Below are 12,491 nucleotides of genomic sequence, written 5' to 3' on the forward strand. Positions count from 1 at the left end.
GTTTTTGTGAAAGCAGAAAAAGGCAGGCACAAAAAAGCCGACCCGCAGGTCGGCTTCTTCACTGGGCAAGAGCAGCAGCGCGGGAGGCGCCGGCCCTTTGCTCTTCGTCAGGCGCGCGCAGCGCGCAGGCGGGTCGAGAACTCGCGCAGGCCGGCAATGCCGCTGGCTTCCGCACGGTGACACCAGGCCGCCAGGTCGGCTGCGAGCTGCTCGCGCGATTGCGAGGTGTTCAGCCAGAGCTGACGTAGCTCTTCGCGCATCGTGACCATCTTGTCGAGCACCGGGTGCGCAGCACGGGCCTGCACCAGATGGGTGCGCGCCGAGGCCGGCACCTTGTCGTCGTCGCGATGCAGCCAGCGCTTGGCCGCCTTGAGCACCGACAGGTCGGCGCCCTTGGCCTTCAGCACGTCGATTTCTTCGCTGGTCGCGCGGCGCATTTCGCGGGCGTAGCCGGCCATCACTTCGTAGCGGTTGGCAATGACGGCCTCGAGCGTCTTCTCGTTGGCCACGGGCTGGATGTCGCCCATCTGCATCTTCGGCGGCACCTTCTTGACCTTGGCCCAGCCGAGCTTCTGGAACACCTGGATGTAGACCCAGCCGATGTCGAACTCGTACTTCTTGACCGAGAACTTGGCCGATGTGGGGTACGTGTGGTGGTTGTTGTGCAGCTCTTCGCCGCCGATGATCAGGCCCCAGGGCATGATGTTGCGGCTGGCGTCGGACGCCTCGAAGTTGCGGTAGCCCCAGTAGTGGCCGATGCCATTGATGATGCCGGCGGCGGTGATCGGGATCCAGAGCATCTGGACCGCCCACACGGTCAGGCCGAGCGCGCCGAACAGCGCCAGGTTGATCACCAGCATCAGGCCCACGCCTTGCCAGCTGTAGCGCGTGTACAGGTTGCGCTCGATCCAGTCATCGGGCGTGCCGTGACCGTAGCGCTCCATCGTTTCCTTGTTCTTCGATTCCTTACGGTACAGCTCGGCGCCGCGCCAGAAGACTTCGTCGATGCCCTTGACCTGCGGGCTGTGCGGGTCGTCGGCGGTTTCGCACTTCGCGTGGTGCTTGCGGTGGATGGCGACCCATTCCTTCGTCACCATGCCGGTGCCGAGCCAGAGCCAGAAACGGAAGAAGTGCGAGGGGATCGGACCGAGGTCCATCGCCTTGTGTGTCTGCGTGCGGTGCAGAAAGATCGTGACCGCTGCGATGGTGATGTGCGTGGTGACGAGCGTGTACAGCACGACTTGCCACCAGGCAATGTCCCACAGGCCGTGTCCGAGCCATTGGATGACCGCGTTCAGAACGGCGGAGTCAGGAAGCATCATTGAGTCAGGTACTCCATGGCCACACGAAGGTGCAGCCTTCAGGTAACCCGCGATTTTAGGATGTCAGGGCCAAAACGAGGCCTTTTGTCCTTCTGTCACACCGCAGATTTACCCTAGTTTGGAGCCCCGCGCCTATTTCCGGTTCCACACGGCGGCAAAAAAGCCGTCGGTGGCGTGGCGATGCGGCCACAGCCGCAGGTAGCGGCGGCCGTCTTCCCCGCCCGCGCACAGGGTCTCGGCGCCCTCCACCTTGAGCGCCTGGAGCAGTTCCGCGGCATCCATGGGCACGAAATCGGGGTTCGCGGCGGCAAAAGCCTCGGCGATGGCCTCGTTTTCCTCCGGCAGCACGCTGCAGGTGGCGTACACGAGCCGGCCGCCCGACTTCACGAGCCGTGCCGCGCTTTGCAGGATGGCGGTCTGCTTGGCCGTCAGTTCGGCCACCGACTTGGCCGATTGCCGCCATTTGAGGTCAGGGTTGCGGCGCAGCGTGCCGAGCCCCGAACAGGGCGCGTCGACCAGCACGCGGTCGATCTTGCCGGCCAGACGCTTGATCCGGTCGTCGCGCTCGTGGGCGATCGCGGCCGGGTGCACGTTCGAGAGCTTGCTGCGCGCCAGCCGCGGCTTGAGCGCGTCCAGGCGGTGGGCCGAGGTGTCGAAGGCGTAGAGCCGGCCGGTGTTGCGCATGGTCGCGCCGATGGCCAGGGTCTTGCCGCCGGCGCCGGCGCAGAAATCGACCACCATTTCGCCGCGCTTGGCGTCCAGCAGCAGCGCCAGCAGCTGGGAGCCCTCGTCCTGCACTTCGATGGCGCCGCGCACGAACGCGTCGAGCTTGGTCAGCGCCGGCTTGCCGTCGATGCGCAGCCCCCAGGGCGAGAACGGCGTCACTTCAGATTTGATAGCAGCCTTCGCAAGCTCCGCCTTCACTTCGGCCCGCTTGTCGGTGAATGCATTGACGCGCAGGTCGAGCGGCGCCGGCTGCTGCAGGCTCTCGACCATCGGCCAGAAGCCGTCGCCCAGCTGCGCCTTGAGCGGCGCGACCAGCCATTCGGGCAGGTTGTGGCGATGGCGTTCGAGCAGGTCGTCGGGCTTGACGGCGTCGCAGTTGTCGAGCCAGCGCTTCTCGGTGTCGTTGAGCGCGCTCTTCAGAAAGTCGCGCGGGCCGTGAAAGCCCAGGATCGCCATGCGGCGCTCCTTCGAACCGCTGCCCGAGGGCGACAGGTGATCGAACAGCAGCTTCTTGCGAAGCACGGTGTAGACGGTTTCGGCGAGCGTCGCGCGCTCGCGCGGGCCGAACTCGCGGTGGTCGCGGAAAAAGCGCGAAACGACCTGGTCGGCCGGGTGATCGAATTTCAGGACCAGGCCGACCAGATCGGCGGTGGCCTCCAACAGGGCTTTGGGATGCATAGCCCCGATTGTCTCAGCCGGCCGGCCTCGCGGCCGAAACGCCTCAGGCGCCGCGCACCCAGACGGTTCCGAAGGCCTGCCGCTCGATGTCTTCCAGCGTGGGCGAATGCCCCGCCCAGAGCACCAGCGCCGCGCCCGGCAGGGTCAGGGTCTGCTCGAGTTCGCGGCACAGGTGCCAGCGGTCCTCGTCGTCGAGCCCCGGCACCTCGACGAACACGATGTACGCCCGCCGCCAGGCGAACTCGCGCAGGTTCTTGCGCACCACCCACAGCCGCGACACGGGCAGGCAACGCGCGATGTCCGCGCGCAGCTCGCCCAGCTCGTGGTCGTTCAGGTCGTGGCGCGAAATCTGGCTGAAGAACGGCGTGTCGGTGATCTCTTCCCAGGCGCGCGCCTCGGCCTCCTCCGCCTCCTTGAGCCGCGCGCGCCACAGCTTGAGCCCCTGCTCGTCGTGCGGCCCGGCTTCGGGATCTTCGAGGGAAGCGACGGCGTTCTTCGCCGCCCACCAGCGGCTGGCCACGCCCGACTGGTGCAGCCGTTCGAGCACCGCCAGGCGCTCGGCGCGCTCGCGCACGGGCAGCATCTGGGCCAGCCCGCGCAGCGCGCCCGGATGGTCCGGCGCGATCCGCAGTGCGCTTTCGTAGCGCGCGCGCACCGGCGCCGCCGGATCGAGCCGGCGCTCGGCGTCGGCCCACTCGACCATCTCGTCGGGCGTGTTGCGCTCGCCGCGGGCCGCCAGCACCGCGATGCGCTCACGGATGCGCGAGCGGTGCGCGTGGTGCTGCTTCCAGTCGGCCGCGTGGGCGCGGCGCCAGGCATTGTCGAAATGCGCGATCCACTTGTGCTTGTCAGCCAGCATGTCGAGTGCGGGCCGCTGCGACCAGGCCGGCAGCGCCGCTTTCTGGTTCAGCGCTTCGAGCCGGTCGCGCAGCACGGGGTGGGTGTCGTCCAGGTCGCTCACGCGCCGCATCGCCTCGCGCAGCGCCTGGCGCGCGAACTCCTCGCTCGGCGGCGTGCGGGCGCGCTGCCGCAAAGCGGCGAACGGGCCGGGCGGCAGCGGCTCGCGCTCGGCGCGCGCCCAGTGCCAGGGCCAGAACTCGCTGGCGTACCAGTTGCCCTTGATGGCCACTTCGGTGAGCGCGGCCGCGGCCACCGCGGTGCCGAGCAGCCGGCCCGAGATGCGGTCGGCCTCGTATTCGTCCTGGCGGGCCAGCGCGAAAGTCTTGGCGGCAAAACGCGGAAAGTACCAACGGAAGAAGGCCTGCGACACCAGCGCCATCACGCCCTCGTCGCGCTGCAGGCTGGCATCGAGCCGCAGCCACGACAGCCGCGTGCGGTAGATCCAGGCGCTCAACCGGCCGTGGTTGCCGCGCAGGTGGCCGTATTCGTGGGCCAGCACCGACAGCAGGCGCTGCCGGTCCAGCATCATCAGCAGCGGCAGGCCGATGCTCAGCGAGTTGAGCGCACCGCCGAACAGGCCGAAGCGCGGCACCTGGCGGATGCTGGCGTTGAAGTTGTCGTCCAGGTAGACGCGGTGCACCGGCGGACCCTTGATGCGCTCGCGGATGCGGTCCAGCGCCTCGAACAGCCCCGGCGCGTCGGCGCGCGTGAGCGGCTCGCCGTCGGGCTCGTCGAAGTGCACCCAGAGCGCACGCAAAGTCGCCCAGAACAGGCCCAGCGCGAACACGAGCAGCCAGCCGCGGGTGAAGTTGAACCGCCCGTCGGCCACCGACACGACCACCCAGGCCACAATGCCCACCGCCAGCCCGAGGCAGGCCAGCACCCAGAGGTAGCCGAGCGCGGCGAACGCCGCGACGCCACGCCGGTAGCGCGCGCTGTCGTCCGCACTCGCGTGCTCGCTCAGGCGAACCAGGTGAACAAAATCCGCACGGTCCATCCGACTCCCGTCAAAGACTCATCCGACAGTTGTTACCGAAGAAAGAAGCCCCCGTTGAACGACGAAGACCTCCCTCCCCTGATCGAAACGCCCCCTGGCCGCTACCGCCACTACAAGGGCGGCGAGTACGACGTGATCGGCACCGTCCGCCACAGCGAGACGCTGGAGCCGATGACGCTGTACCGCGCCCTCTACGGTGCCCGCGGCCTGTGGGTCCGGCCCGCCGCGATGTTCGAGGAAACCATCGAGATCGACGGCCGCCCGCAGCGCCGCTTCACCCCGATCGACGCTCAGCCGCAGTGAACGTCCTTGACGCGGCCACGCGCGTCGACGCTGATGTTGAGCCGTCCGGGGTTGAGTTCCATCGTGACCGCCTGGTTCGGCTTGAGCACCCGCGCCGTGCCGGCGCCGGCGCGCGCACGTGCCGCGGCTTCGAGCTGGGGCGTCACCTGCTGGCCCACGGCAAAGCGGGCGCCTTCGGCGTTGCACTGGAAGACGGGTTCGGCCGGCGCGGCGGGCGCAGGTGCAGCGGCGCCCGGTGCCGGCGCGGGGGCCGGGGCGGCGCAGGCGGCCAGCAGGGCCGCGGTGGCCAACGTCAACAGTAGCGATTGGGTTTTCAAAGTTCTGTGCTCCCGAAAACCCAACAATATAAACAACTTTAAGCTTTGTGACTCAATGTATCCAACAGCCATCCAGCGATGGCGCGCGGGTACAGCAGGTGCTCCTGGGACAGCACCCGGGCGGCCAGCGTGGCGGCCGTGTCGTCCGGCAGCACCGGCACCACGGCCTGCGCCAGGATCGGTCCGTGGTCGAGCTCCGCCGTGACCTGGTGCACCGTCACCCCCGCCACCTTGCAGCCCGCCTCGATCGCACGCTGGTGCGTGTGCAGCCCCGGAAAGGCCGGCAGCAGCGAGGGGTGGATGTTCACCAGCCGCCCGGCGTAGCGGGCCACGAAGCCGGGCGTCAGGATGCGCATGAAGCCCGCCAGCACCACCAGCGCCGGCGCGTGGGCGTCGACCGCCTCGGCCAGCGCCGCGTCGAAGGCCTCGCGGCTGTCGAAGGCCTGGTGCGGCACCACGGCGGTCGCGATGCCGTGCGATGCGGCCAGCGCCAGTCCACCAGCCTCCGCCTTGTTGCTGATGACGACGGCGATGCGCGCGCCGAAGCGCTCGGCCCAGCGGTCGCGCTCGGCGGCGCGCACGATGGCCGCCATGTTCGAGCCGCCGCCGGAGATCAGGATCACGATGTTCTTCATGGGAGGCCGGGATTATCCGTGCCCCGCCAACACCCCGATCAGCCTCCCGCCAACCCGCACGCCCGCGGGCTTGTCGCGACGCGGACACCGGATCGCAGCACGACCGTGCTAAAACTCGCAGTTCCGGAGACACCCCGCGTCTGCGGTGGACCGATCAACACAGCGAGGCACGCATGGATTTGAGCTTCACACCCGAAGAACAGAAGTTCCGCGAAGAAGTTCGCGCATGGGTCAAGGACAACCTCCCCCAGGAGATTTCGCACAAGGTGCACAACGCGCTCGAACTGACGCGCGACGATCTGCAAGGCTGGGCCAAGATCCTCGGCAAGAAGGGCTGGCTGGGCTACGGCTGGCCCAAGGAGTTCGGCGGCCCCGGCTGGACCGCCGTGCAGCGCCACCTGTTCGAGGAAGAAACCGCCCTGGCCGGCGCACCGCGCATCATCCCCTTCGGCCCCGTCATGGTGGCCCCGGTGATCATGGCCTTCGGCAACGCCGAGCAGCAAGAGCGCTTCCTGCCCGGCATCGCCAGCGGCGAAGTCTGGTGGAGCCAGGGCTACAGCGAACCCGGCTCGGGTTCCGACCTGGCCTCGGTCAAGACCAAGGCCGAGCGCAAGGGCGACAAGTACATCGTCAACGGCCAGAAGACCTGGACCACGCTCGGCCAGCACGGCGACTGGATGTTCAACCTCGTGCGCACCAGCAACGAAGGCAAGCCCCAGACCGGCATCAGCTTCCTGCTGCTGGACATGAAGTCGCCCGGCGTCACCGTGCGCCCGATCAAGCTGATCGACGGCGGCGTCGAGGTGAACGAGGTGTTCTTCGACAACGTCGAAGTGCCCGCCGAGAACCTGATCGGCGAGGAGAACAAGGGCTGGACCTACGCCAAGCACCTGCTCTCGCACGAGCGCACCAACATCGCCGACGTGAACCGCGCCAAGCGCGAACTCGAGCGCCTGAAGCGCATCGCCAAGAGCGAAGGCGTGTACGACGACCTGCGCTTCCGCGACGAGATCGCCAAGCTCGAAGTCGACATCGTCGCCCTCGAGATGATGGTGCTGCGCGTGCTCTCCGCCGCCACCTCGGGCAAGAACTCGCTCGACGTCGCGGGCCTGCTCAAGATCCGCGGCAGCGAGATCCAGCAGCGTTACGCCGAGCTGATGATGCTGGCCGGCGGCCCCTATTCGCTGCCGCTCATCCGCGAAGCCATGGAAGCCGGCTGGCAAGGCAACTTCCCCGGCGGCAACCCGGCGCTGGCACCGCTGGCATCGACCTTCTTCAACATGCGCAAGACCACGATCTACGGCGGCTCGAACGAAGTCCAGCGCAACATCGTGGCGCAAACCGTCCTGGGCTGAGGAGACACCAACATGGATTTCAATTTTTCGGAAGACCAGGACCAGCTGCGCGACGCCGTTCGCAAGTGGGTCGACAAGGGCTATGACTTCGAGCGCCGTCGCGGCATCGAGGCCAAGGGCGGCTTCTCGCGCGAGGCGTGGGACGAACTGGCCGAGCTCGGCCTGGGCGGCCTGTACATCAGCGAAGACGACGGCGGCCTGGGCATGGGCCCGGTGGCCGGCATGGTCGTGATGGAAGAACTGGGCCGCGGCATCGTGCTGGAGCCCTTCGCCCAGACGCTGATCGCCGGCGCCGTGCTCGGTGGCTACGCCGACGCGGCCACCAAGGAAAACTGGCTGCCGCGCATCGCCGGCGGCCAGGCCCTCGTGGTGCTGGCCTACCAGGAGCGCAAGGCGCGCTACCGCCTCGACGTGTGCGAGGCCACGGCCGTCAAGTCGGGCAACGGCTACTCGCTGACCGGCGCCAAGAGCGTGGTGCCCGTGGGCGACGAAGCTGATGCCTTCATCGTGCCCGCCAAGGTCGACGGCAAGATCGCCCTCTTCCTGGTCGAGCGCAGCGCCAGCGGCGTCGAAGCCCGCGGCTACGGCACGCAGGACGGCGGCCGCGCGGCCGAAGTCGTGTTCGACAAGGCCGACGCCACGCTGGTCACGGCCGACGGCCTGGCCGCGCTCGAGTACGCGGTCGATGTCGGCATTGCCGCCACCTGCGCCGAAGCGGTCGGCGTGCTCGACAAGACGCTCGACGTCACGATCGACTACATGAACCAGCGCAAGCAGTTCGGCGTGGTCATCTCCAGCTTCCAGGCGCTGCGCCACCGCGTCGCCGACATGAAGATGCAGCTGGAGCTGGCACGCTCGATGAGCTACTACGCAACGCTCAAGCTCAACGCCCCGGCCGACGAACGCCGCCAGGCGCTGGCCCGCGCCAAGTACCAGCTGGGCACGTCGATGCGCTACGTGGCCGCGAACTCGGTGCAGCTGCACGGCGGCATCGGCGTGACCGACGAATACATCGGCAGCCATTACTTCCGCAAGCTCACGCAGCTCGAGCTCACCTTCGGCGACACCTTGCACCACCTGGGTGAAGTGTCGGCACGCATGCAGGACACCGCCGGCGTCTTCGCCTGACGGCTGTTTGTCGATAGCATCCAACGCCCGCCCGCCTTGCGCCGGCGGGCGTTTTCACTTGTGGGGCCCCAGCCCCCTGCCAGGAGAGAGACAGACATGCCTTCCCGCCGCACCCTGCTTGCCTTGGCCCTTGCCGGAACCACTGCCGTCACCTGGCTGACCGGCTGCGCCACCTCCGCGCCCTCTTCCACCGAACGCCCGCCCATCGTCTTCATGCACGGCAACGGCGACTCGGCGGCGCTGTGGCAGACCACGATCTGGCGCTTCGAATCGAACGGCTGGCCGCGCGAGCGGCTGTTTGCGCTCGACCAGCCGAATCCCCTGGCCCGCGACGACGATGCCGTGGCCCAGCCGGGACGCAGTTCCACCGCCGAGTCGGCCGCGTTCCTGCGCGCCGAGGTCGAGAAGGTGCTGAAGGCCACGGGCGCGCCCAAGGTCGTGCTCATCGGCAATTCGCGCGGTGGCAACACCATCCGCAACTACGTGCAAAACGGCGGCGGCGCGGCCGTGGTGAGCCACGTGGTGCTCGGCGGCAACCCGGCGCACGGCATCTGGAAGGTGAAGGGCCTGCGCGAGAACAACGAGTTCTCGGGGCTCTCGGCCTTCATGCAGCAGCTCAATGCGCCCAAGGGCCCGAACGGCGACGAGGTCACGCCCGGCGTGCAGTGGCTCACGCTGCGCTCGGACACCAACGACAAGTACGCCCAGCCCGACGGCCTGTGGATCGGCGCGCCGGGCCAGCCGACGAACATCGGCTTCGACGGGCCGGCCCTCAAGGGCGCCACCAACCTCGTGCTGCCGCGCGTGGACCACCGCGAGACCTCGTTCTCGCCGGCGGCCTTCGCGGCGACCTGGCGCTTCCTGACCGGCCAGGCGCCGGCCAGCACGGCGGTGGCACCGGAATCGAAGGTCGTGCTCGACGGTCGCGCGACCGGCGCGGACAACCTGGCGCTGGCCGGCGCGCGCGTCACCGTCTTTGCCGTCGACCCGGCCTCGGGCGCGCGGCGCGGCGAGGCGGCGCACCAGCAGACGGTCGGCGCCGACGGTCGCTGGGGCCCGTTCAGCGCGCAGCCCACCGCACGCTACGAGTTCGTGCTCGACGTGCCCGGCCAGGGCACCACGCACATCTACCGCAGCCCGTTCGTGCGCAGCAGCGGCGTCGTCAACCTGCGGACCGAGCGCCTGGCGCCGGCCGAGAGCGGCGCGGGCGCGGTGGTCGTCTTCACGCGCCCGCGCGGCTACTTCGATGCGCAGCGCGACACGATGAACTTCGACGGCCAGAGCCCGCCCCCCGGCGTGCCGGCCCAGGGCGCGGGGCAGTCGAGCTCGCGGCTGCGCATCGCGGCCGGCGCGCCGCAGCGCACGGTCAGCGCCGAGTTCAACGGCGAGCGCCTCACCGGCCAGAGCTGGCCTGCTGCGCAAGGGCACACGACGGTGCTCGAGCTGACGTATTGAACGGCCATGAACGACACGACCCCCTTCGTCCTGACGGCCCGCGACGCACGCGGCGTGGTCACGCTCACGCTGAACCGCCCCGCCGCCTTCAATGCGCTGTCCGAAGGCATGCTGGGCGCGCTCGAACAGGCGCTCGGCACCATCGCCGCCGATGACACGGTGCGCGCCGTCGTCATCGCCGCGGCGGGCAAGGCCTTCTGCGCGGGCCACGACCTGAAGGAGATGCGCGCCGAACCCTCGCTCGGCTACTACCAGCAGCTGTTCGACCGGTGCGGCGCGATGATGCTGTCGATCCAGCGGCTGCCGGTGCCGGTGATCGCGCGTGTCCACGGCATCGCGACCGCGGCGGGCTGCCAGCTGGTGGCGGTCTGCGACCTCGCGGTGGCCGCCAGCGACGCGCGCTTTGCGGTCAGCGGCGTCAACGTGGGCCTCTTTTGCGCCACGCCTGGCGTCACGCTCTCGCGCAACCTGGGTCGCAAGGAGGCATTCGAGATGCTGGTGACGGGTGAATTCATCGGCGCCGAGGAAGCGCGCGAGAAAGGCCTGGTCAACCGGGTCGCGCCGCCCGAAGGGCTCGATGCCGCCGTCGAGGCACTGGTCGCCAGCATCGTCGCCAAGCCCCGCACGGCGCTCGCACTGGGCAAGGCGCTGTTCTATCGCCAGCTCGAGACCGGCATCGAGGCCGCGCTGGCCGACGCCAGCCGGACCATGGCCTGCAACATGATGGACGAGAGCGCGCTGGAAGGCGTGCAGGCCTTCATCGAGAAGCGACCGCCGGCCTGGAAGGGCTGAAATGAAAAAGAGGCCGAGGGCCTCTTTTTTGTTTTCAGATGTCGTGCAACCGGGACGACTGCGGCAGGTGCGCCATCAGGAATTCCATCTGGTCCGCCAGGATGCGGCGGTTGCGCAGGATGAAGTCTTCCCACAGGCTGGGCACATAAGGCGCGTACAGCAGCGGCATGTTCGCCTGCTCGGGCGTGCGGCTGCTCTTGCGGTGGTTGCAGGGCTTGCAGGCCGTGACCACGTTCATCCAGGTGTCGATGCCGCGCTGCGCGAACGGAATGATGTGCTCGCGCGTGAGTTCGTCTTCGTGGAAATGGCCGCCGCAGTAGGCGCAGATGTTGCGGTCGCGCGAGAACAGCTTGCTGTTGGTCAGGCCCGGGCGCTGCGCGAAGGGGTTGATGCGCGGCACGCCCTTGGTGCCGATGATGCTGTTGATCGCGATCTGCGACTGCTCGCCCGTGATCGCGTTGTGGCCGCCACGGAACACGGCCACCTGCGCGCCCACTTCCCAGCGGACTTCGTCCGCCGCGTAGTGGATCACCGCCTGTTCCAGCGATATCCATGACTGGGGCAGCCCTTGGGCCGACAGCTTCAAGACCTTCACACACGCCTCCTCGACACGAGAAAAACACGCAGAGACCAGAGACTCGGAATGCGTTGGCGACTCACGCCAACCCACCCACTGCGTCACAATATACCGGCTTTGTGACAAATCGGCCTGATTTGCCCATACGACGGGCATCAGGCGCTATCAAAAAGATACTCTCCCATGCAGGTTTTCCGCGGCTTCCGACACCCGGGCGTAGCTCCGGCCTGCGCCCTCACGATCGGCAATTTCGACGGCGTCCACCGCGGCCACCAGGCCATGCTGGCGCTGTTGCAGACCGAGGCCCGCCATCGCGGGCTGCCCAGTTGCGTGCTGACCTTCGAGCCGCACCCCCGCGACTACTTCGCCGCCGTCACCAAGAAACCCGACCTGGCCCCGGCCCGCATCGGCACGCTGCGCGACAAGCTGACCGAGTTGGCGGCCTGCGGCGTCGACCAGACCATCGTGCTGCCTTTCGACGGCCGGCTGGCGTCCCAGTCGCCCGAGGCCTTCATCCAGAACGTGCTGATCGACGGCCTGGGCGCGCGCTACGTGCTGGTGGGCGACGACTTCCGCTTCGGCGCCAAACGCGCCGGCGACTACGCCATGCTCGATGCGGCCGGCGAAACCCACGGTTTCGACGTCGCGCGCATGAACAGCTACGAGGTGCACGGCCTGCGCGTGTCCAGCTCGGCCGTGCGCGAGGCGCTGGCCGAAGGCCGCATGGCCGACGCCCACACGCTGCTGGGCCGCCCCTACACGATCTCGGGCCACGTGGTCCACGGCCGCAAGCTGGGCCGGGCGCTGGGCGCGTCGTCGCCAGGCAAGGACGACGGTTTTCGCACCCTCAACCTACGCTTCAAGCACTGGAAACCGGCCGCCAGCGGCATCTTCGCGGTGCTGGTGCACGGCCTGGCCGAGCAGCCGCTGCCGGGTGTCGCGAACCTCGGCGTGCGGCCCTCGCTGGACGCCAACGACGTCAACGCGGGGCGCGTGCTGCTGGAGACGCATTGCCTGGAGTGGCCCTCGCATCTGGGGGCCGAAGGGGCCTACGGTAAAATCGTGCGCGTGGAACTCCTGCACAAACTGCACGACGAATTGCGCTACACCAGCCTCGAAGCCCTCACCGCGGGCATCGCGAAGGATGGCCGCGACGCACGCGCGTTCTTCGCATCGACCCACGCCGAGACCCACCGCCAGACCACGCGCGACCGAATTTAGCCCTGCACGCCCCGTGCTGCCGCCCTTCGACAAGCTCAGGGCGAACGGCTATATCTTCCGCACCGACCGCTCAATGCAGTTCGGG

General features: G+C 68.4%; 12 protein-coding genes. 6 read left to right on the forward strand and 6 right to left on the reverse strand.

Annotated features, from left to right (window positions below; all coding sequences use genetic code 11):
• Window positions 1-107: 107 nt before the first annotated feature.
• From AC07XP_RS22250 to AC07XP_RS22260, 3 genes are all read right to left on the reverse strand, one after another.
• Window positions 108-1,322 (reverse strand): DesA family fatty acid desaturase, encoded by a 1,215-nt coding sequence (locus AC07XP_RS22250; protein WP_070062144.1) that lies wholly within the window; start codon window positions 1,320-1,322, stop codon window positions 108-110.
• Between the two features lie 132 nt (window positions 1,323-1,454).
• A complete protein-coding gene (locus AC07XP_RS22255) occupies window positions 1,455-2,726 on the reverse strand; it encodes an RsmB/NOP family class I SAM-dependent RNA methyltransferase (protein ID WP_139703259.1) in 1,272 nt (423 codons plus the stop codon).
• Window positions 2,727-2,769: 43 nt separating this feature from the next.
• A complete protein-coding gene (locus tag AC07XP_RS22260; RefSeq protein WP_495265890.1) occupies window positions 2,770-4,623 on the reverse strand; it encodes a M48 family metallopeptidase in 1,854 nt (617 codons plus the stop codon).
• 54 nt (window positions 4,624-4,677) lie between these two features.
• On the opposite strand from AC07XP_RS22260, the gene AC07XP_RS22265 reads away from it, so the two are divergent.
• Complete coding sequence (locus tag AC07XP_RS22265) at window positions 4,678-4,926, forward strand: DUF1653 domain-containing protein (RefSeq protein WP_062483076.1); 249 nt, start codon at window positions 4,678-4,680, stop codon at window positions 4,924-4,926.
• On the opposite strand, the gene AC07XP_RS22270 is transcribed toward AC07XP_RS22265, so the two are convergent.
• Window positions 4,914-5,222: an I78 family peptidase inhibitor gene (locus AC07XP_RS22270; protein ID WP_223301392.1), complete on the reverse strand. Its 309-nt coding sequence runs from the start codon at window positions 5,220-5,222 to the stop codon at window positions 4,914-4,916. The genes AC07XP_RS22265 and AC07XP_RS22270 overlap by 13 nt on opposite strands.
• A gap of 59 nt (window positions 5,223-5,281) precedes the next feature.
• Window positions 5,282-5,878: a phosphoribosylglycinamide formyltransferase gene (purN, locus tag AC07XP_RS22275; protein ID WP_495265891.1), complete on the reverse strand. Its 597-nt coding sequence runs from the start codon at window positions 5,876-5,878 to the stop codon at window positions 5,282-5,284.
• 173 nt (window positions 5,879-6,051) lie between these two features.
• On the opposite strand from purN, the gene AC07XP_RS22280 reads away from it, so the two are divergent.
• From AC07XP_RS22280 to AC07XP_RS22295, 4 genes are all read left to right on the forward strand, one after another.
• Entirely contained in the window at window positions 6,052-7,233 is a 1,182-nt protein-coding gene (locus AC07XP_RS22280; protein WP_495265892.1) for an acyl-CoA dehydrogenase family protein, read from the forward strand.
• Window positions 7,234-7,245: 12 nt separating this feature from the next.
• Window positions 7,246-8,361 (forward strand): acyl-CoA dehydrogenase family protein, encoded by a 1,116-nt coding sequence (locus AC07XP_RS22285; RefSeq protein ID WP_062482928.1) that lies wholly within the window; start codon window positions 7,246-7,248, stop codon window positions 8,359-8,361.
• Window positions 8,362-8,457: 96 nt separating this feature from the next.
• Entirely contained in the window at window positions 8,458-9,816 is a 1,359-nt protein-coding gene (locus AC07XP_RS22290) for an alpha/beta fold hydrolase (protein WP_495265893.1), read from the forward strand.
• A gap of 6 nt (window positions 9,817-9,822) precedes the next feature.
• Window positions 9,823-10,608, forward strand: coding sequence for an enoyl-CoA hydratase (locus AC07XP_RS22295; RefSeq protein WP_495265894.1), 786 nt, complete (start codon window positions 9,823-9,825; stop codon window positions 10,606-10,608).
• Window positions 10,609-10,642: 34 nt separating this feature from the next.
• Here the strand turns inward: AC07XP_RS22295 and AC07XP_RS22300 are convergent, their stop codons facing one another.
• Window positions 10,643-11,203 carry an HNH endonuclease gene (locus tag AC07XP_RS22300; RefSeq protein ID WP_062480919.1) on the reverse strand — a complete coding sequence of 187 codons (561 nt, stop codon included), beginning with the start codon at window positions 11,201-11,203 and terminating at the stop codon, window positions 10,643-10,645.
• 165 nt (window positions 11,204-11,368) lie between these two features.
• Here AC07XP_RS22300 and AC07XP_RS22305 point away from each other — a divergent pair, with 165 nt between their 5' ends.
• Window positions 11,369-12,406 carry a bifunctional riboflavin kinase/FAD synthetase gene (locus AC07XP_RS22305; RefSeq protein WP_492743774.1) on the forward strand — a complete coding sequence of 346 codons (1,038 nt, stop codon included), beginning with the start codon at window positions 11,369-11,371 and terminating at the stop codon, window positions 12,404-12,406.
• Window positions 12,407-12,491 lie beyond the last annotated feature (85 nt).

It is taken from the genome of Variovorax sp. GW531-E2 (genome assembly GCF_059423125.1).

Bases quoted from the DNA above. Each gene is read 5' to 3' on its own strand.
- AC07XP_RS22260 (WP_495265890.1), bottom strand. From the start codon at position 4,623: ATGGACCGTGCGGATTTTGTTCACCTGGTTCGCCTGAGCGAGCACGCG.
- AC07XP_RS22250 (WP_070062144.1), bottom strand. From the start codon at position 1,322: ATGATGCTTCCTGACTCCGCCGTTCTGAACGCGGTCATCCAATGGCTC.
- AC07XP_RS22280 (WP_495265892.1), top strand. From the start codon at position 6,052: ATGGATTTGAGCTTCACACCCGAAGAACAGAAGTTCCGCGAAGAAGTT.
- AC07XP_RS22305 (WP_492743774.1), top strand. From the start codon at position 11,369: ATGCAGGTTTTCCGCGGCTTCCGACACCCGGGCGTAGCTCCGGCCTGC.
- AC07XP_RS22255 (WP_139703259.1), bottom strand. From the start codon at position 2,726: ATGCATCCCAAAGCCCTGTTGGAGGCCACCGCCGATCTGGTCGGCCTG.
- AC07XP_RS22290 (WP_495265893.1), top strand. From the start codon at position 8,458: ATGCCTTCCCGCCGCACCCTGCTTGCCTTGGCCCTTGCCGGAACCACT.
- AC07XP_RS22285 (WP_062482928.1), top strand. From the start codon at position 7,246: ATGGATTTCAATTTTTCGGAAGACCAGGACCAGCTGCGCGACGCCGTT.
- AC07XP_RS22295 (WP_495265894.1), top strand. From the start codon at position 9,823: ATGAACGACACGACCCCCTTCGTCCTGACGGCCCGCGACGCACGCGGC.
- purN (WP_495265891.1), bottom strand. From the start codon at position 5,878: ATGAAGAACATCGTGATCCTGATCTCCGGCGGCGGCTCGAACATGGCG.